General features: G+C 66.7%; 19 protein-coding genes. 8 read left to right on the top strand and 11 right to left on the bottom strand.

Annotated features, from left to right (window positions below; all coding sequences use genetic code 11):
• Positions 1-32 precede the first annotated feature (32 nt).
• Positions 33-416, top strand: a complete 384-nt coding sequence (locus tag E1263_RS03615) for a MerR family transcriptional regulator (protein WP_132165307.1) — start codon at positions 33-35, stop codon at positions 414-416.
• Positions 417-445: 29 nt separating this feature from the next.
• Here the strand turns inward: E1263_RS03615 and E1263_RS03610 are convergent, their stop codons facing one another.
• Positions 446-1,000, bottom strand: a complete 555-nt coding sequence (locus E1263_RS03610; RefSeq protein ID WP_132165305.1) for an ester cyclase — start codon at positions 998-1,000, stop codon at positions 446-448.
• Positions 1,001-1,115: 115 nt separating this feature from the next.
• On the opposite strand from E1263_RS03610, the gene E1263_RS03605 reads away from it, so the two are divergent.
• On the top strand, positions 1,116-1,490 hold the full coding sequence (locus E1263_RS03605) for a winged helix-turn-helix transcriptional regulator (protein ID WP_238161057.1): 375 nt from the start codon (positions 1,116-1,118) through the stop codon (positions 1,488-1,490).
• A 35-nt stretch (positions 1,491-1,525) separates the two neighbouring features.
• Here E1263_RS03605 and E1263_RS03600 read toward each other — a convergent pair whose 3' ends face one another.
• The gene (locus tag E1263_RS03600) at positions 1,526-1,945 is read right to left on the bottom strand and encodes a VOC family protein (protein WP_132165301.1); all 420 of its coding nucleotides are present in this window, start codon (positions 1,943-1,945) and stop codon (positions 1,526-1,528) included.
• 89 nt (positions 1,946-2,034) lie between these two features.
• Positions 2,035-3,081, bottom strand: coding sequence for an SIS domain-containing protein (locus tag E1263_RS03595; RefSeq protein WP_238161056.1), 1,047 nt, complete (start codon positions 3,079-3,081; stop codon positions 2,035-2,037).
• Between the two features lie 112 nt (positions 3,082-3,193).
• On the opposite strand from E1263_RS03595, the gene E1263_RS03590 reads away from it, so the two are divergent.
• Together E1263_RS03590 and fbaA are read left to right on the top strand one after the other, a co-directional pair.
• Positions 3,194-3,913, top strand: a complete 720-nt coding sequence (locus E1263_RS03590) for a GntR family transcriptional regulator (protein WP_132165299.1) — start codon at positions 3,194-3,196, stop codon at positions 3,911-3,913.
• Positions 3,914-4,075: 162 nt separating this feature from the next.
• Entirely contained in the window at positions 4,076-5,101 is a 1,026-nt protein-coding gene (gene fbaA, locus E1263_RS03585) for a class II fructose-bisphosphate aldolase (protein WP_132165297.1), read from the top strand.
• Positions 5,102-5,188: 87 nt separating this feature from the next.
• Here the strand turns inward: fbaA and E1263_RS03580 are convergent, their stop codons facing one another.
• Genes E1263_RS03580 through E1263_RS03570 form a run of 3 tightly spaced genes read right to left on the bottom strand, consistent with a single transcriptional unit; the run spans position 5,189 to position 7,399 of the window.
• Positions 5,189-6,139: a type IV toxin-antitoxin system AbiEi family antitoxin domain-containing protein gene (locus E1263_RS03580; protein WP_238161055.1), complete on the bottom strand. Its 951-nt coding sequence runs from the start codon at positions 6,137-6,139 to the stop codon at positions 5,189-5,191.
• Between the two features lie 42 nt (positions 6,140-6,181).
• A complete protein-coding gene (locus E1263_RS03575) occupies positions 6,182-6,937 on the bottom strand; it encodes a GNAT family N-acetyltransferase (protein WP_132165295.1) in 756 nt (251 codons plus the stop codon).
• Positions 6,938-6,949: 12 nt separating this feature from the next.
• The gene (locus tag E1263_RS03570) at positions 6,950-7,399 is read right to left on the bottom strand and encodes an HNH endonuclease (protein WP_132165293.1); all 450 of its coding nucleotides are present in this window, start codon (positions 7,397-7,399) and stop codon (positions 6,950-6,952) included.
• Positions 7,400-7,544: 145 nt separating this feature from the next.
• Here E1263_RS03570 and E1263_RS03565 point away from each other — a divergent pair, with 145 nt between their 5' ends.
• The 3 genes from E1263_RS03565 (at position 7,545) to E1263_RS03555 (ending at position 10,110) form a co-directional block, all read left to right on the top strand.
• The gene (locus tag E1263_RS03565; protein ID WP_132165291.1) at positions 7,545-7,952 is read left to right on the top strand and encodes a DUF3151 domain-containing protein; all 408 of its coding nucleotides are present in this window, start codon (positions 7,545-7,547) and stop codon (positions 7,950-7,952) included.
• Positions 7,953-7,994: 42 nt separating this feature from the next.
• Positions 7,995-8,741 carry a 2-phosphosulfolactate phosphatase gene (locus tag E1263_RS03560; RefSeq protein WP_132165289.1) on the top strand — a complete coding sequence of 249 codons (747 nt, stop codon included), beginning with the start codon at positions 7,995-7,997 and terminating at the stop codon, positions 8,739-8,741.
• A gap of 151 nt (positions 8,742-8,892) precedes the next feature.
• Complete coding sequence (locus tag E1263_RS03555; protein WP_132165287.1) at positions 8,893-10,110, top strand: MFS transporter; 1,218 nt, start codon at positions 8,893-8,895, stop codon at positions 10,108-10,110.
• Here the strand turns inward: E1263_RS03555 and E1263_RS03550 are convergent.
• Genes E1263_RS03550 through E1263_RS03535 form a run of 4 tightly spaced genes read right to left on the bottom strand, consistent with a single transcriptional unit; the run spans position 10,075 to position 14,320 of the window.
• Entirely contained in the window at positions 10,075-10,935 is an 861-nt protein-coding gene (locus tag E1263_RS03550; RefSeq protein WP_132165285.1) for a discoidin domain-containing protein, read from the bottom strand. The genes E1263_RS03555 and E1263_RS03550 overlap by 36 nt on opposite strands.
• Positions 10,932-12,551 carry an alkaline phosphatase D family protein gene (locus E1263_RS03545; protein WP_202868707.1) on the bottom strand — a complete coding sequence of 540 codons (1,620 nt, stop codon included), beginning with the start codon at positions 12,549-12,551 and terminating at the stop codon, positions 10,932-10,934. Before E1263_RS03545 ends, E1263_RS03550 begins: the two co-directional genes overlap by 4 nt.
• A 3-nt stretch (positions 12,552-12,554) precedes the next feature.
• Positions 12,555-13,382, bottom strand: a complete 828-nt coding sequence (locus E1263_RS03540; protein ID WP_132165283.1) for a carbohydrate ABC transporter permease — start codon at positions 13,380-13,382, stop codon at positions 12,555-12,557.
• Entirely contained in the window at positions 13,379-14,320 is a 942-nt protein-coding gene (locus E1263_RS03535; RefSeq protein ID WP_132165281.1) for a carbohydrate ABC transporter permease, read from the bottom strand. The genes E1263_RS03540 and E1263_RS03535 overlap by 4 nt, the downstream gene beginning before the upstream one ends.
• A 104-nt stretch (positions 14,321-14,424) precedes the next feature.
• Between E1263_RS03535 and E1263_RS03530 the strand changes: the two genes are divergently transcribed.
• Complete coding sequence (locus E1263_RS03530; protein WP_132165280.1) at positions 14,425-15,621, top strand: RNA-guided endonuclease InsQ/TnpB family protein; 1,197 nt, start codon at positions 14,425-14,427, stop codon at positions 15,619-15,621.
• A 37-nt stretch (positions 15,622-15,658) separates the two neighbouring features.
• Here E1263_RS03530 and E1263_RS03525 read toward each other — a convergent pair whose 3' ends face one another.
• Positions 15,659-16,945 (bottom strand): ABC transporter substrate-binding protein, encoded by a 1,287-nt coding sequence (locus E1263_RS03525; RefSeq protein ID WP_132165278.1) that lies wholly within the window; start codon positions 16,943-16,945, stop codon positions 15,659-15,661.
• Between the last annotated feature and the right edge of the window lie 177 nt (positions 16,946-17,122).

The raw sequence follows: 17,122 nt of genomic DNA, 5'->3' as shown, positions 1-17,122 counted from the left end.
TCGGCCTGAAGGCAAGCTGCGATGATGACCCCGTGAGAATCGGCGAGGTCGCTCGCAGGCTCGGGGTCGCAACCCATGTGCTCAGGCATTGGGACGACTCAGGTGTCGTCGTTCCCGACCGCTCGCCGACAGGGCACCGCGAGTACTCCGAGGATCACGTCTACCGCTTGCGCGTTCTGCAGGCCTGCCAGGGCGTCGGGATGAGTCTCCCGGAGATCCGGCAGGTCCTGAACCGAACCGAGCCCGACCGAATCGGAGTGATCGAGCGTCGGCTCCATCGAATCCGGGCGCAACGCAAGCAGTTCGAGCAGGCAGAGAAATTCCTCGGGCACGTGGTCGACTGCCGGCACGATCTGCTCACCCGATGTGAGCGATGCAGCTCGTATGCCGAGACCGTGGTGGCGTCCGGCTCCTGAGCCGTGCCGGACGCCGCCCGCGCGGTGGGTCAGCCGAGGCCGATCTGGGCGTAGAAAGACTGGTTGTCCCAGAAGAGGTACTCCTCGTCCATGGTGTTGCGGCGGTTCCAGATGCCGACGGTGGCCATGGAGATCTTGTAGGGCTTGTTGGTGGGCTTGATGAAGCCGCCCTTGCCGTCGGGCATGGGCCGGGTGAAGGTGCCCTCCATGATTCCGGTGACCGCGGTCAGTTCGTTGGTTGCGAGCCGGAGCGGGTGCTGCAGGATCCGGGTGTCCGGCGCCCAGACGAACATCGCCTTCAGGTCTGCGATGTGCTTGTCGATGCCGTCGGTGGTGTGCCCGTCCGGCCAGTGCACGCGGATGTTGCGGGCGTGACTCTCGTCCAGCCGGTTCCACTTCTGGCCGGTGAAGACCTCGAAGTCGAGCTCGTCGAAGATCCGCAGGTGCCGGCGCTCGGTGGCGGACAGGTTCGCCGGGTAGTCGGAGTGCGCGAGTGCGGTGCCGTTGTTCACCGCAGCCAGGGCCAAGGCCCCGAAGCCCACCGCACCGCTGTTCTTGATCAGGGAACGCCGATCGATCGCCATGCTCTGTCTCCTCTGGAGCTCTCACGAGCTCCTGTAGTTTCTGATGGATACTGCTTACCACGAGATACTACAACGCTCAAGTAACTGGTACCTGTTCCCGACCTACACTGGACAGGTGAGCGAGGACATCGAGTGCGACGTGTTCTCCTCCGCATGCCCGTCGCGCCCGGTGCTCGAGGATGTGACCGGCCGCTGGGGAGCGCTGGCGCTCGGAGCGCTGGCCGATGGTCCAATGCGCTTCAATGAGCTCCGCCGGCATGTCGACGGGGTCAGCCAGAAGATGCTGGCTCAGTCCCTGCAGGCGCTGGAGCGGGACGGGCTGGTGCTGCGGGATGTGCAGTCGACGTTCCCGCTGAAGGTCGAGTACAGCCTGACGCCGACTGGCGCCGTACTGGCGGGGAAGTTGCTGGATCTGATCGCCTACCTGACGACGAGCATGCCGACGATCCTCACGGCGCAGCAGACATACGACGAGGCCCACACCGGCTGACTTTCGTCAGCGGGCATGGGCCTCGGGGGGTCAGTTCAGGAGCGAGTCGACTCGAAGATCTCCAGGTAGTGCGGGTTGTTCATGATGCCGATCACGTTGCCGAACGGGTCCGTGACGGAGGCCGTGATGAAGCCGGTGTCCTGGCCGCGCTCGGTGATCTCCTCGACGAGCGTCGCGCCGAGTTCGATCAGCCGGGCGAGCGACTCCTCGAGGTTGTCCACGTGCCAGTAGAGGATCGAACCGGCCGGTCCGCCGCCCACGGTGTGCGGGGCGAACTTCGCGTTGATGATGCCGAGCTCGGCCTGGAAGTCGCCGATCCGGAACTCGACGTACTGCGGGTCCTCGGCGGTCGGAACCGCGAAGTACGCCTCGACCCCGAGAAGCTCCGCGTACCAGTCCCGCGCCGCCTTCACGTCGTCCGCGTAGAAACTCACCGTCGCCATGCCTCGCAACATCTGCCCACATCCTTCTCGTGCTGTTCTGATGTCTCTACTTTCACAGCAGAAGAGGACAAGAGCTGTCCGCTACTGAAATCTGTCCCGAATTAATCGGTCTGGGTGACCTTTCGCAGCCCACGGGGGGCGTCGGGGTCCAGGCCGAGCTTGCGGGCCAGGGCCTCGATCGCGCGCTGGGCCGGGATGATGAGCGCCAGCGGGGCCAGGGTCTCGGGGAGATCCGGGCCGGGCAGGTTCACGTCGCACCGGGAGGCGAAGGCGGGGTCGCCGCCGATACCGAGGATCTTGCTGCCCTTCTCGCGGACGAGTCCGGCCAGCTCGGTCATCCCGGGCAGGGCCGGGCCTTCGCCGGCCGCGACCAGGATCGTGACCAGGTCGGCGTCGACGACCGCGATCGGCCCGTGCTTGAGGTCGGCGTACGAGAGACCGCGGACCGGCTGGAGGCAGGTCTCCTCCAGCTTGAGCGCGACCTCGAGCGTGGTGCCGAAGGTCAGGCCGCGGCCGCTGGCGAGGACGTCGTGCGCACCGGCGAGCAGCGCGGCGGCCTCCTCGACCGAACCCTCGAGCATCTTCGCGGCTGCGTCTGCGACGCGGGCGATGTCGGCGTCCAGCGTGCCCGGCTTCTGCGCGAGGGCGTCGACAGCGACCGTGATCGCGGCCAGTTGCGTGGTGTAGGACTTGGTCGCCGGGACGGCGAGTTCCTTACCGGCCTGGGTGATCAGCGCGATATCAACGGTCGAGGCGAGCGCACTGTCGCCGTCGTTGGTGATGCCCACGACGGCTGCGCCGTTGCGCTTGGCCCACTCCGCGGCTTCGACGATCTCCTGGGTCGCACCGGACTGGCTCACCGCCACGACCAGCGAGTTCGAGAGGTCGAGGTTGGCGCCGTACAGCGTCGCGACCGACGGAGCGGCCAGCGCGGCCTGGCGGCCCGCGTGGATCTCGGTCAGATAGCGGCCGTACACACTGGCGTTGTCGGACGATCCCCGGGCCACGAAGATGACGTTGCGGCGACCCGCGGCAAGCCGCGTGATGTCGTGCCGCAGCGGGAGAACATGCTCGAACGTCGCGGCCAACGCGGCCGGTTGCTCGGCGATCTCGCGCGCCATCTGGGTTTCCGGGGCGGGAACAGACACCACTACGATCACTGGTCCTATCTGGTCTTAACAGGTATGCTGCGCACGATAGCAGTGAGCGGCGTCCCGGGGCACCCCCGAGTCCCGCCCAGGTCTGGAGGATCGAGATTCGATGGTGGCGACGAAGCGGGCTCAGGTCCGATCGGTGCTGGAACGACTGATCGATGTCGAGCTGCATCCCGGGGACCCGATCCCCTCGGAGCGGGCCCTGGTGGACAAGCTGAACGTCTCCCGGGTGACCGTGCGGCAGGCGATCAGCGACCTGGTCGAATCCGGCGCGCTGGAGCGGGTGCACGGTAAGGGCACCTTCGTCACCGGCCCGCAGGTCGACTCCCAGCTGCACCTCACCTCGTTCTCCCGGGAGATGCGGGCGCGGGGTCTGGAGCCCGGCACGGTGGTGCTCTCGGCCACCGAGATCGAGGCCTCCGACGAGACTGCGAAGGGTTTACGGGTCCCCAAGGGCACCAAGGTGATCCGGGTCGAGCGGCTGCGCACGGCCGACGCGTCGCCGATGGCCTACGAGGTCGGCTTCTATCCGTCCGCGCTCTTCCCCGGCCTGCTCGGCCGTGAGCTCGGCACGCTGTACGACGTTTTTGCCAGTGAGTACGACGTTGTCGTCACCTCCGGCGAGCAGACCGTCCGGGCGGACAACGCCGACGGTCATGTCGCCCGGGTCCTCGGCGTGGCCAGGCGGGCACCCCTGCTGGTCCTCGAGCGCACCACTTTCGCCGGCCGCAAGGTCGTCGAGCTGTCCTGGTCGGCCTACCGGGCCGACCGCTACCGGCTGCACATGGCGCTCACGCCGCGCGGCCCCCGAACCGGATCGGCCTGACACATACTGGACCGGTCCTGTCACCAACTGGTCTGTTCTGCTGCCGTTTGCTCCCCGGTCACCTGGCCGGTCGGCAGCAGGGCCACCGGGCACGACGAAGTGCTCGGCGGCAATACTGGAGCTCAACACACAGGAACTTTGTTGTGAGGAGTACCGCGAGACATGCCTATTGCCACCCCTGAGGTCTACGCAGAGATGCTGGACAAGGCCAAGCAGAACCGCTTCGCCTACCCGGCCATCAACGTCAGCTCCTCGCAGACGCTGATCGCCGCCCTGCGCGGTTTCGCCGAGGCGGGCTCGGACGGCATCGTCCAGGTCTCCACCGGCGGCGCGGAGTACCTGTCCGGCTCCACGGTGAAGAACATGGTCACCGGTTCGGTCGCGCTGGCGGCCTACGCGCACGAGGTCGCCAAGAACTTCCCGGTGAACATCGCGCTGCACACCGACCACTGCCCCAAGGACAAGCTGGACGGCTTCGTCCGGCCGCTGCTGGAGATCTCCGCCGAGCGCGTCGCCCGTGGCGAGAACCCGCTGTTCCAGTCCCACATGTGGGACGGCTCGGCCGTGCCGCTGGACGAGAACCTCGAGATCGCCAAGGACCTGCTGGCCAAGGCCGCCGCGGCGAAGATCGTGCTGGAGATCGAGGTCGGGGTTGTCGGTGGCGAGGAAGACGGTGTCGCCAACGAGATCAACGACAAGCTCTACACCACGGTCGAGGACGGCCTGGCGACGGTCGAGGCCCTGGGCGCCGGTGAGCACGGTCGCTACCTGACCGCGCTGACCTTCGGCAACGTGCACGGCGTCTACAAGCCCGGCTCGGTCAAGCTGCGCCCGGAGATCCTGAAGGAGATCCAGGACGCGGTCGGCGCCAAGATCGGCAAGGACCGCCCGTTCGACCTGGTCTTCCACGGCGGCTCCGGCTCGACCCTGGAAGAGATCCGGGCCGCGGTCGACCACGGTGTCATCAAGATGAATGTCGACACCGACACGCAGTACGCCTTCACCCGTCCGGTCGCCGCGCACATCTTCAGCAACTACGACGGTGTCCTGAAGGTCGACGGTGAGGTCGGCAACAAGAAGGCCTACGACCCGCGCGCCTGGGGCAAGGCCGCCGAGGCCGGCATGGCCGACCGGATCAAGGAAGCCTGCGAGAGCCTCCGCTCCACCGGCACCTCGCTGAACGCCTGACATCACGTTTCTCCTTCCAGGACTGGGTTTTCTTCACTAGGTCTGGTCTTTCTGAGGGGCTCATCGCTGCGGCGATGGGCCCCTCGGTCACATCCGGGCGAAGTCCACATGCCGGATGTCGGTCCGCCGCGCCGCCCGGGTGAACGTGCTCGTGATGCGGTCGAGCACGGATTGCGGGTGGTCGAGGTCGGCCCACGTGATCCAGCACCGCTCAACCGGCGGTGGGCCGTCGGCCGTGGGCACGGGCTCGGCCGGCTCGACCTCCTCCTCGGACTCCACGAACCAGTACGGACGGTGCGGCTCGAACTCCACCAACGTGCGCTGCTCCGGGAACCACAACGCCGCCTCCGACTCCGGTACGTCGATATCCGGTGGCAGGACAGTTGTCGGCTCCGGCAGCCCGGCCGTGCCGAGGATGAACCGCAGCCGCGACTCCGCCACCGACGCCGAACCGCGGCAGTGTGTGAACACCGCGAGCGCACGATCGGCGCCGTACGGGAGGAAACCGGCGGCTCGACGCAAGGTGCGTTTGGTGGCAAGCCCGGCGTACAGAGCGGCGTCCGCCAGGGCGATGGCCGGCATGGTCGAGGCCGTCGCCGCCACCTCGGCCACCGACCGGGCCGCGGACACCATTGGCAACTTGTTCCACACCAGCACGCCAGGCCCGACCGGATCGCGGATGTGCCGGTGCACACTGCCGACCTGCCCCTGACGCCCGCCCGGAGCCGTCACATGCACGGTCGACAGATCCAACCCCCACACCGGCAACGCATGCAGCGCAGCCGCCGACTGATGGCTGGCAAACACCTCACCACCAGTCGCCTGCAGCACCCGATGCACCCGCCGCAGATACAACACCTCCGGCGTCACCACCGCCAGCGCCCGCTGCTCCGCATACGTCCCGCGCCGGATCCGCCGCCACCCGCCGGTCGCCAGCAAATAGTCGATATCCGCGTCGTCATACCCACAAGCCCGGGCATCGGCCCGGCGAAACACCCCACCCCGAAGGCTGGCCATCACTGCAAGTTGAGGATTCATACCAAGAAGGTGCAGCAGTCAGCCACCCGATCTCGCGACGATTTACAACCTGTGGAGAACCCAGACATTCGGCTCGACGTACACCGCCCGATCCTCGGCAACCTCACACCGAACCGGCACCAGTCCACCCTGTACCTCGATCTCACCGCTTTCGCCGAACGGCAGCCCTGTCCAGCGACGCCACTCGTTGAGTGATCCCGTCACCACCCAGGACGCCGGTGCGACTCTGACCACCTCTCCACCCGCACGGACATGCGTCCGGAGCCAGGCGTCAAAGGGCAAGCCGTCTGGTCGCGTCCGAGCGGCGTACTCGGCCAGTGGGGTCCACGGCTCGGCCGCCTTCTGGCTCGGACGGACGGGGGCAAGCAGAGCTTGGTGTCCCAGATCGGCGGCCGCATCGCGGAGTGCGGACAGCAGCGCAGCGGCCAGGCCTTGGCCTTGGAAGTGGTGAGCGACGCTGATGTTGAGGGCGCAGGTCGTGTCGGGACGTACACCGCGTTGGAGGTCCGCGAAGGCCCAGACGACGGTCTGCTCCCAGCCGCCGCTCGGCAACTCGGTACGGCGGGCGAGCTGGACAGCGTGAGCATCCCCGACGACCTGCCCATCGGGGGTGGTGGCGATCAGGCAGGTGGAGGGGAAGGCAGTGAGGGTGCGCTGGAAGTAGGCCTCGGAGACGCGGTTGTGGCGCATGAACTCCGGCCAGGGGCCGGCGTCCAGGGCGGCGCCGGCCAAGTGTGGGCGATCAGCGACAGTGGTGATCTCGACCTGGTGGTGGCGCCAGGACCTGGAAAAGGGCATAAAAAATGCCCGTCATGTGACTATGACGAGCTCGGCGCGGGTTGGTACCCAGGGTTGCCAAAGGAGGGGCATATTGGCCTCGCCGGGGGTGCGGTTGCCTTTGCGCTCGTTGCAGGAGGCATGGGCGGCGACCGCGTTGAGCCACTCGGTGCGGCCGCCTCGGGACCTGGGTTGGACGTGGTCCATGGTGTTGGCGTTCTCGAGGCCGCAGTAGGCGCAGCGGAACTTGTCGCGGCGGAGGACGCCGTGTTTGGAGTACTTCATCCGGCCGGCGGCGTAGCGCCAGTGGGTGACGACGTAGCGGACCAGGCGTAGCACTCTGGGGACCGGAAAAGGGCCGATGTAGTGCTCTCCGTGCGCCTCTTCGACCACTGCGACCTCGCGGACCAGCATCCGGATGGCGTGCTGGATCGACACGGTGTGCAGGGGCTCATACGACGCGTTCAGGACGATGACGCTCATCCGGTGCCTCCTTCCGGCCGTAGCTGGAAACCACGGCGGTCTTGACGCAAGATCTCAAGCATCCGTGGCCACTCGGTGAACGGTCAACGGATTTCGTCAGACGGTCACGTGCCGAGTCGGCGGCGTGATCGGCGAAGATGTGCTTATGGAATTGAACAATCTGCTCTCAGGCCCACCCGAGACACTACTCCCAGTGGACCCGGCCGCGGCGGAACTCGCCGCCGGGACCCCCGCAGTGGAGGTCGCGGCCACCTATCCCGCCTCCTCGCTGGCCTGGGGAACCCTCGCCGAGGCGGCCCTCGCCAACGGCAACACCATCGAGGCCTACGCCTACGCACGCACCGGCTACCACCGCGGCCTGGACGCGCTCCGGCGCAACGGCTGGAAGGGCCACGGGCCGGTCCCGTGGGAGCACGAGCCGAACCGCGGCTTCCTCCGCTGCCTCGCCGTCCTGGGCAAGGCAGCCGGCATCATCGGCGAGACGGAGGAGGCCGAGCGCTGCACGACCTTCCTGCGTGACTCGTCGGCCACCGCCGCGGACGCGCTCGCCTAAACCGGGTTGCCGGGCTGGTCACCGGGCGGCAGGATGCGCCGGATGGCCAGCCCTTACTCCCAGCACGGTTTTCGCGTCGGCTTCGACTGGGGTCCAGTCGGAGCCGACGCGGTCGCCGGCGGCCTCGTAGCCGTCGTCGACGTGCTCTCCTTCACCACAGCAGTGACCGTCGCCGCCGACCTCGGCATCGACGTCTACCCCTATCGCTGGCGTGACGAGACCGCCGTCGCCTATGCCAGCCAGTACGACGCTCACCTCGCCGTCGGCCGTTCCGAAGCCGGCCCCGGTGACGTGAGCCTCTCGCCGGCCACCATCCGGCAGGCGACCGGAGTCACCCGGCTCGTGCTGCCGTCACCCAATGGCTCGACCATCGTGCAGCGGCTCAGCGATAGCGGTGCCGCTGTCATCGCAGTCTCGCTCCGTAACCGGTTGGCTGCGGCGGCGTGGGCGAATGAGCGCCTGGCCGCCGACCCGAGTCTGAGGGTCGTGGCGATCGCCGCCGGAGAGCGGTGGCCGGATGGCTCGCTCAGACCGGCTGTCGAGGACCTGTGGGGTGCAGGCGGGTTCCTGAGCGCTCTGCAGTCAGATGGGCTGTCACCGGAGGCCCGAGCAGCCGTAGCGGCGTACGAAGCCGTGGCTGACGAGCTGCCTAAGCTGCTGCACGACTGCGCCGGCGGGCGGGAGCTCACGCAGTACGGATATCCCGACGATGTCCGGATCGCGGCGGAGATAGACGAGAGTCACTCGGTGCCGGTGCTGAAAGACGGTAAGCTGACCACGTCAATCTGAAACGATGATTTCTGCCCGTTGACAGAGCCGGCAGGCGGTGTGCGTCCCCACTTCCTGCCAACACTGGACGGTTGTAGGCGGATTCGACGGACCGGTGAAGCAGGACGCCCACGGTCTGTCCCCGCCCCGACGGGCAGCGGAAGGCCTTACCGTGCCGGCACTCACCGGACGGCTCAGCTATGCCCAAGCACTGCAAACGCCTGGGGCATGGAAGTTCTATCTAGCGGCCGCACCGGCTCGCATCGGGATCGCCATGACGGGCCTCGGCATCGTCTGGCTGGTCCACGGATCCACCAACTCGTACGCCGTCGCCGGGGCCGTGACGGGTGGTTTCGCCGTCGCCGAGGCGGTGGGTGGCCCACAGGTCGCCCGGCTGATCGACCGCTTCGGCCAGCCCCGAACGCTGCCGATCATCCTGCTGACCCACGCGCTGACGATCGGGCTGCTGGTCAGCCTGACGGTGTCGCAGTCACCACTCTGGGCGCTGGTCGCAGCAGGTGTCCTCGCAGGCGCGTCACTACCGCAGTTGGGTGCGCAGACCTCAGCCCGCTGGTCCTACGCCTTACGTGGCTCACCGCTACTCTCATCTGCCTTCGCACTCGAGGCACTGAGCATCGGAGTTGCCTTCCTGGTCGGTCCGGCGCTGATCGGCCTGATCAGTTCGCTGTGGAGTCCGGTGGCCGGCTCACTGATCGCCACGGGACTCGTGCTGGCCGGCGGATTCGCACTGGCCGCACAGCGTCGTACGGCGCCTCCTCCCGTCCAGCGTGGACAGCAGGTGAGCTCAAGTCTCTTGCTGCACAAGCGGTTCCTAGTCCTGGTTGCCGCGAGCATCGGAGTCGGACTGTTCTTCGGCAGCATGCAAGTGTCGGTCACCGCCTACGCAGTTGAGCGCGGAACGCCGGCGTTGGCCGGACCGCTCTACAGCATCACCAGCCTGGTCAGTCTGTTCGCCGGAGTCGTCTATGGCGCCAAGCGATGGCGCATGGCGGCAGAGAACCAGTTCGTCTTGCTGCTAACGGTTCTGACAGTCACGACACTTCCGCTGCTCGTCGTCAACGCGCCCTGGGCGGTTGGGATCGCCCTGGCGCTACCAGGGCTGGCGGTCGCGCCGTACCAGACTCTCTCGGCAGTGATGACCGAGTCGTCGGTAGAGCCAACAGTGCTGACCCAAGCCTTCACGTGGCTGAACTCAGGAAGCGCCGCAGGCATCGCCCTCGGCGCAGCCTTCGCCGGTCGAGTAGTCGACGCGAACAGCCCGCATGCCGGTTTCGCTGTTGCGCTAGTCGCCAGCTTTCTTGCCGCGCTCATGGCACTCACAGTCCGCAGGTCGTTAGGTCCCGTAGGCCTCCAGCTCCACGATTCTTGAGTAGGTCAGGCCTTCGTTGCTCGCGAGCGTGAGGATCCGTACTGCGGTGGCCGTCACCGGGGTGAAGGTGGAGCTCTTGAGCCCCGCCGCGTTGCCTCGCACCTCGGCGACGGTCTGCCAGGAGCCACCGACCTTGGCCTGTACGTCCCAGTCCTTCAGGCCATAGGCAGCAGCCGGGTACTGCTTCGAGTCGAGCGTGTAGAGATCGACTCGGCCAACGCTCTGCGGCTGGTCGAAAGTCACCTGGAGCCAGTCTGGGAAGTTACCTCTGGTCGCGTCGTTCCAGCCGGTGGTCTTCGCCCAGTGCTCGGAGTCGCGATCACCGTCGACTGCGCCGCAGGCCGGGTAGACCGGCAGATGTTCGCTGGACGCGCTGACCGGCACGTAGCGGGCGAGGTTGCCGGTCGTGCCGGTCGGCGATTCACCGACCTGTACCGGCAGTGTGAGCTTCTGATCGCCTGCCGTGATCTCGATCGAGTAGCTGCCCGGCGCGGTACCCCGTGGCGCGTTGACGCTGATCGGAACCTTCAGCGTGTAGCCCGGCGGGAGATAGCTGGACACCAGCTTGCGCGACAGGGTCAACGGCGTACCCGCAGTGAGGAAGGCATCGGCGTACACAGCGGTCTTCCCGCTGTTGCCGAAACGCAGCTCGAAACCTGCCTTCGAACAGGGCGCCGGAGTCACGGCGACCTGGGCGGTGTCAGTCGCGAGGGTCAACCCGCGTTGGACGGATCGATCCGCCGTGGCCGGGCCCACGGGAGCTACGGCCCCCAGCACTACGGCACCCAGTACGACGAACGTCCGCCATCCACCCTGCGACTTCATCGAACCGCCTCCCCAGCCACGGTGTTCAGACCGGGGTTACCGGCCTCGACCACGAATGAATGAACGGTGGAGACCGGAGCGCCAGGCCGGTCGATGTACGGCACCGCACGGAAGTCGACGTGGAGCTCTCGCTCGTCGAACCGAAGGACGCAATACCCCCGTTTCTCGTTGACCAGCTTCAAGTGCGGGTTCGCGGCCAGGAACTTCGTGCCGTTGGCCGAGACCTCGACGCCGTTGCCGCCGCTGCTGAAGGAGGTCGGCACGAGCTCCACGCCGTAGGTCTGGGAGGAAGGGTCGGCGAAGTCGCGCTTCATGTCCATCGCGTAGCCCGCGTGCACATCGCCGGTCACGACGACCGGGTTGCGGTGTCGATTCGCGGCCAGACCGTCGAGCATCACCTTCTGCTCGGCGCCGTAGCCGTCCCAGGCATCCATGTTGTAGAGGTCCGCCGGGGTCGGGTCGAGATCCATCCGGCTCATGATCACCTGGTTGGCCAGTACGTTCCAGGTGGCCCGGGAATGCTGAAGACCAGCCAGGTACCACTGAGTCTGCTGCTGACCGGCCAGCACCCGCGCCGGATCGCGGCGGGCATCGGAGTCCGCCTTCCAGCCGTCGCCGCTGGCCTGGTCGGATCGGTACTGCCGAGTGTCCAGCACACTCAGCTCGGCGAGCCGTCCGAAGGTGAAGCGGCGGTACAGCATGTAGTCCGGTCCCTGAGGAGCCGGTCCGCGCAGCGGAAGGTGTTCCCAGTACGCGCGGTACGCGTTGGCGCGGCGGACCAGGAAGTCCTCGACCGGAGCGTTGCTCTTGGACGTCAGCCCGGCGTAGTTGTCCTGTACTTCGTGGTCGTCCCAGGTGGTGATCCAGGGCGCGTTCAGATGTGCCGCCTGCAGGTTCGGGTCCGACTTGTAGAGCGCATACTGCAGGCGGTAGCGGTCGAGCGTGTCAGCCTCGGTGCGGAACTGGTCCGGGACCGGATCGGTCAGATTACGCAGCCCGCCGGCCGCAGCGATGCCGTACTCGTAGATGTAGTCGCCGAGGAAGACCACCGCGTCGACGTCCTCGTCCGCCAGATGCCCTTGTGCTGTGTAGTAGCCGTCCGGCCAGGACTGACAGGAGCTCACACCGAGCGTCAACTGCCCACCGCGCTGGCCGGGCGCGGGCGCCGTACGGGTGCGTCCGGTCTGGCTGAGGTAGCCATCGACGCGGAAGCGGTACCAGTAGTGCCGGCCGGGCTGCAGTCCCTGTACGTCGACATGCACGCTGTGCGCGAACTCCGGCCGAGCCGTGGCTCTGCCTGCCCGCACGACCTGCCGGAAGTGCTCGTCCTTCGCCACCTGCCAGTCGACCCCAACGGGCTTGTACGGCGCTCCGCCCAGCGGCTCGAATGGCTTAGGCGCCAGACGGGTCCAGATCACCACCGCGCCGGCCAGCGGATCACCGGACGCGACGCCGAGTGTGAAGGGGTTTCCGGTCAGTCCGCCGGACGGAGTGGTCCCGGTCCGGACTGCCGTGCCCGGCAGGTTGGTCCCGAACGCCACTGCGGTGGCGGCGCCGGTCAGAGTCAGGAACCGGCGGCGGGCCAGCCTCATTGCGGGTCTCAGATTTTCGCTCACCGGTTATCCCTTCAGGCCACTGGAGAAGCCGCGGATGACGTAGCGCTGCAGGACCAGGAAGACGACCAGGATCGGCAGCGCGGCGAGCACCAGACCGGCCGCGACCAGCCCGTAGTCGGACGTGTATTCGTTGACGAAGGCAAAGATCCGGACCGGCACGGTCTCCCGGCCGGAGCCGCCCAGGTAGAGCAGGGGCGTGAAGAAGTCGTTCCAGATGTGGACGGCGTTGAGGATCAGCACGGTGCCGGTGATCGGTCGCAGCAGCGGGAAGATCACATGGCGGAATGCCTGCAGATGCGAGGCTCCGTCGATCAGTGCCGCGTGGGTGTAGTCGGCAGGCAGCGACCGGATGAAGCCGGTGTAGAGGAACACCGTGAAGGGCAGCTGAATCCCGGTGTAGAACAAGATCATGCCCTGGTAGGTACCGAGCAGGCCGAGGTCGTTGACGAGTTGGTACAGCGGAATCATGCCGAGCTGGAACGGCAGGATGATCCCGACCAGGAACAGGATGTAGAGGCTGTAGCTCAACCGCGAGGCCCGTCGCGCGAGGAAGTAGGCCGCCAGCGACCCGAGCACGATCAGCGCCAGCACACTGGACACGGTGATCAGGGTGCTGTTGAGCAGTGCCGAGCCAAGAGACGCCGACTGCCAGGCCGTCCCAAAGCTGTCCACCGACGGCGGATTAGGTGGCGACAGCGGCGCATTCGCGATCTGCCCGGGATCCTTGAACGCCAACGTCACAAGGGCATAGACAGGGAACAGGAAGGCGACCGCGACGGCCACCATCACGAGCTCCAGGACGAAGGTGCGCGGCCGGTAGGCCATCCTCATGCGGCCGTCTCCCTCGAACGCAGGTAGCCGATCTGGATGAACGACACCGCCGCGACGAAGACCGCCAGCACCAGTGCGACCGCGGTGCTGTAGCCGAACTTGCCGAACACGAACGCCTGTTTGTAGAGCACCGTCGACAAGGTGTCGGTGGCGTAGCCGGGACCGCCGTTCGTCATCGCGATGATCTGGGTGAACAACGTCAGCCCGCCGACAGTGGACAGCATCACGTTGATCGTGACGGCCGGTGCCAGCAGCGGCCAGGTGATGTGCCGGAACCGCGCCACCGTCCCGGCGCCGTCCACCATCGCCGACTCGTGCAGCTCCGGCGGCACGCCTTCCAGCCCGGCCAGGAAGATCACCATCGAATAGCCGGCACATTGCCAGATCACCGTGAAGGCGACCGACCAGATGGCCAGCGACGGGTTCCCCAACCAGTCCTGCCGCAGCGAGCCGAGACCGACCGCCCCGAGCGCAGCGTTGAGGCCCGCATCGGGCGCCGGGTTGTAGACGTACTTCCACAGGAACGACACCATCACCGGACTGACCACTACCGGCGCGAAGAAGATCACCCGCAGCAGCATCCGGCTCTTGATGGTGGTGTGCACGCCGAGCGCCAGAAGCAGCCCGAGACCGTTCTGCACAACGACGATCGCCACCGTCAGGAACAGAGTGTTCCGGAGCGCGCCGAGGGCCTGGTCGTCGTGGATCAGCTGCTTGAAGTTCGCCAGACCGACGAACGACCGTTGCTCCCCGACGCCGGACCAGTCCGTGAACGCCGACCCGGCGCCGACGATGCTCGGGTAGAGCATCACCAGTGCGTAAACCAGCAGCGCCGGTACGGCGAAGAACCAGGGCGGCGCAATCCCGCCGCGCCCCTTCTTCCCTCGTACGGCGTTTCGTCGTACCGACTCAGGCGGTGGAGCAACGGTCGCTGTCATCGGATGGGTCGTGGGAAGGTCCCGCCTTGCGTGGTGGGGAGGAGCCGCGACTGCTTCCTTGCATAAACCGGGGACTGTCGGTCCCGGCTGATTGGATAGGTGGCATGGCCCGATTCCGGATGTACCCGACTCCAGCGCAGGAATCTGCCCTGCTGGAACAATGCGGGCACGCCCGATACGTGTGGAACCTCGCTCTTGAGCAGTGGTCGATGTGGACCCGCGACAAAGGTCGGACCCCTGGCTATGTCGAGCAGGCCCGGCAGCTGACTGAGGCTCGGGCTGCGTTCGGCTGGCTGCGGGCCGGATCGCAAACCGTTCAGCAGCAGGCGTTGCGCGACTTCGACCAAGCTCGCGGTAACTTCTATGCCAGGATCCACGGGCGGCCGACCTGGCGCAGAGCCGGGCTGAACGAGGGGTTCCGCATCGTCGGTCCGCAGGCATCGCGGGTGGTCAGGCTGAGCCGAAAATGGGCCTCGGTCAAGGTGCCGAAAGTTGGCTGGGTGCGATTCCGACTGTCCCGGGCCGTTCCGGACGCGAAGTCGTACCGGGTCGCTCGCGACCGAATGGGCCGCTGGCACCTCGCATTCGCTGCGATCCCGCCACCGATCGCCGGATCCGGAACGGGTGGGGTCGTCGGCGTTGACCGTGGCATCACTGTCTCGGCAGCGCTGTCCACCGGCGAACTCCTGTCGTGTCCAGGGCTGTCGAAGACCGAACTGAAACGCCTCAAACACCTGCAACGTCGCCTGCCCCGATGCCGTCGTGGCTCCGGTCGGCGTCAGCGAGTGAAGACAGCGATCGCCAAGCTGTACGGGCGTGCCGGTGACCGTCGCAAAGATTGGGTAGAGAAGACCAGCACCGACCTGGCGCGGCGATTCGACATCATTCGAGTGGAAGACCTGCGCATCGCCCAGATGACCAAACGGCCCAGGCCTAAACCCGACCCCGAACGACCAGGCGAGTATCTTCCGAACCGTAGCCGCGCAAAAGCAGGACTCAACCGTGGCATCCTCGCCAACTGCTGGGGTCAGTTGGTGGCCCGATTGGAGCACAAGGCGCCGGGTCGGGTCGAGAAAGTGAAGGCTGCGTACACGTCCCAGACTTGCAGTGTCTGCGGGCACTGTGCACCGGAAAACCGCGAGAGCCAAGCGGTCTTCCGGTGCGCAGCCTGCGGCCATCGGTCGAATGCGGATGTGAATGCGGCAACCAACATCGCGGCCGGACGGGCCGTCAGTGCACGCCGAGAGACGCCGGTACAGATCTCGCTGAAGCGTGAACCTCAACACGCTACCTCCGCGTAGTAGTTGGAATCCCCATCCTTCACGGACGGGGAGGACGTCAAGTGGACTTCCGGTAGGCCTCGTCCATCTCCTTCAAGGCTCCGTCGACCGTGGTCTTCCCGCCGAGCAATTCCTGGACGACGGCGAAGTGGGTGGGCTGGACCTCGGCGTTCGGCCAGCGCTGGTCCATGAACGGCACCGCCCTGTTGTCCGCGAGGTAAGGCAGGAACGGCTTCAGGACCGGGTCGACCTTGGCCTGGCCCTCGGCGTACAGGGGAACGCAGGCGACGGCCTCGGCCCAGGCGCCGACGACGTCCGGCTGGGCGCAGAACTCGATGAACTTGCGGGCCTGGTCGGCCTTCTTGCTCTTCGCGCTGACGGCGAGGCCGACCACGATGCCACCGGGAATCCAGTTGTCCGCGACCGTGTCGGTCGCCGGGAAGGGGAACATCCCGAGGTCGTCCGGCGACGGCGCTGCCGCGCGGTAGGCCTGCAGGACGGCTGAGACCTGGACGGCCATCGCCGCCTTGCCGGTGCCGACCATCGAGGTGGCCTGCTCGTACGTCGTACCGTTCGGGTTGTCGTTGAAGAACCCGCGCTTCTGCAGCTCCAGGTACTTGTTCATCGCGTCGGCCCAGCCGGAACTCGCGAACGTCGCCGAGCCCGCCGCCATCTTGTCGTCGAAGTCGGGCTGCTTGGCGTAGACCGTGCCCGGAACCAGGGCGTAGTTGATCAGCTGCGTCACCCACGGAGTCTGCGCGCCCAGGGCCAGCGGCACGATGCCCTTCTTCTTCAGCGCTTCGCAGACCGTCAGCAGCTCGCTCCAGGTCGTCGGCGGCTGCACGCCGGCGGTGGCGAAAGCCTTCTTGTTGTAGATCGCGCCGAGCACGCTGGTGCCCGGCGAGAAGATGAAGGTCTTGCCGTCCTGCTGGTAGGCGCCCTTGAAGCCGGTGGGAATCTTCTGGGTCCAGGCCTGGTCGCTGAGGTCCGCCAGCAGCTTCGCCTTGCTCAGCTGGACCATCGACATCGCGCTGCCGTTACCCGGGTAGACCGCGTGCAGGTCCGGGGCGTTTCCCGCCGCCAGTTGCGCCCGCAGTGCTGTCTGCAGCTGGTCCGCGGGTGAGAAGGACAGGTTGAAGTCGAAGTCGGCGTTCTTCGCTTTGTACTCCGTCAGCGCCTTGCGGAGACCGGCCTCCTGACTGCCCGCGCCGATCACCTTCAACCGGCCGTCGCCGCCGCCGGAGGAGCTGCCACCACACGCCGCCAGGGTGCTGGCCGCTGCCACCCCACCCGCCAGCTGCAAGAGATGCCGACGGCCGACGGGACGCTCGAATACGGATGCCACGGTTCCTCCTGAGCTCGGGAAATATCGTCGATTGACGTGAATTCACCGGAAAGAAGCGTTAACTTCTCACGCCGCGCACGCTACGGACGGCGTAGAGCGGGTGTCAAGAGCTCCGCGACCTGTGTTGAAAGGATTCAGTCGTGTCCGATAGTGGCCATCAGCGACCGACCGGGACGA

The organism is Kribbella antibiotica (genome assembly GCF_004349055.1).
Taxonomy (GTDB): Bacteria; Actinomycetota; Actinomycetes; order Propionibacteriales; family Kribbellaceae; genus Kribbella; species Kribbella antibiotica.
The sequence above is the reverse complement of the archived record's forward strand: the minus strand, read 5'-3'. Positions and strand labels throughout refer to the sequence as shown.

Coding starts and splice junctions, on each gene's coding strand:
- E1263_RS03580 (WP_238161055.1), bottom strand. CDS start 6,139: ATGAATCCTCAACTTGCAGTGATGGCCAGCCTTCGGGGTGGGGTGTTT.
- E1263_RS03590 (WP_132165299.1), top strand. CDS start 3,194: ATGGTGGCGACGAAGCGGGCTCAGGTCCGATCGGTGCTGGAACGACTG.
- E1263_RS03570 (WP_132165293.1), bottom strand. CDS start 7,399: ATGAGCGTCATCGTCCTGAACGCGTCGTATGAGCCCCTGCACACCGTG.
- E1263_RS03565 (WP_132165291.1), top strand. CDS start 7,545: ATGGAATTGAACAATCTGCTCTCAGGCCCACCCGAGACACTACTCCCA.
- E1263_RS03575 (WP_132165295.1), bottom strand. CDS start 6,937: ATGCCCTTTTCCAGGTCCTGGCGCCACCACCAGGTCGAGATCACCACT.
- E1263_RS03600 (WP_132165301.1), bottom strand. CDS start 1,945: ATGTTGCGAGGCATGGCGACGGTGAGTTTCTACGCGGACGACGTGAAG.
- E1263_RS03540 (WP_132165283.1), bottom strand. CDS start 13,382: ATGAGGATGGCCTACCGGCCGCGCACCTTCGTCCTGGAGCTCGTGATG.
- E1263_RS03550 (WP_132165285.1), bottom strand. CDS start 10,935: ATGAAGTCGCAGGGTGGATGGCGGACGTTCGTCGTACTGGGTGCCGTA.
- E1263_RS03610 (WP_132165305.1), bottom strand. CDS start 1,000: ATGGCGATCGATCGGCGTTCCCTGATCAAGAACAGCGGTGCGGTGGGC.
- E1263_RS03560 (WP_132165289.1), top strand. CDS start 7,995: ATGGCCAGCCCTTACTCCCAGCACGGTTTTCGCGTCGGCTTCGACTGG.
- E1263_RS03530 (WP_132165280.1), top strand. CDS start 14,425: ATGGCCCGATTCCGGATGTACCCGACTCCAGCGCAGGAATCTGCCCTG.
- fbaA (WP_132165297.1), top strand. CDS start 4,076: ATGCCTATTGCCACCCCTGAGGTCTACGCAGAGATGCTGGACAAGGCC.
- E1263_RS03535 (WP_132165281.1), bottom strand. CDS start 14,320: ATGACAGCGACCGTTGCTCCACCGCCTGAGTCGGTACGACGAAACGCC.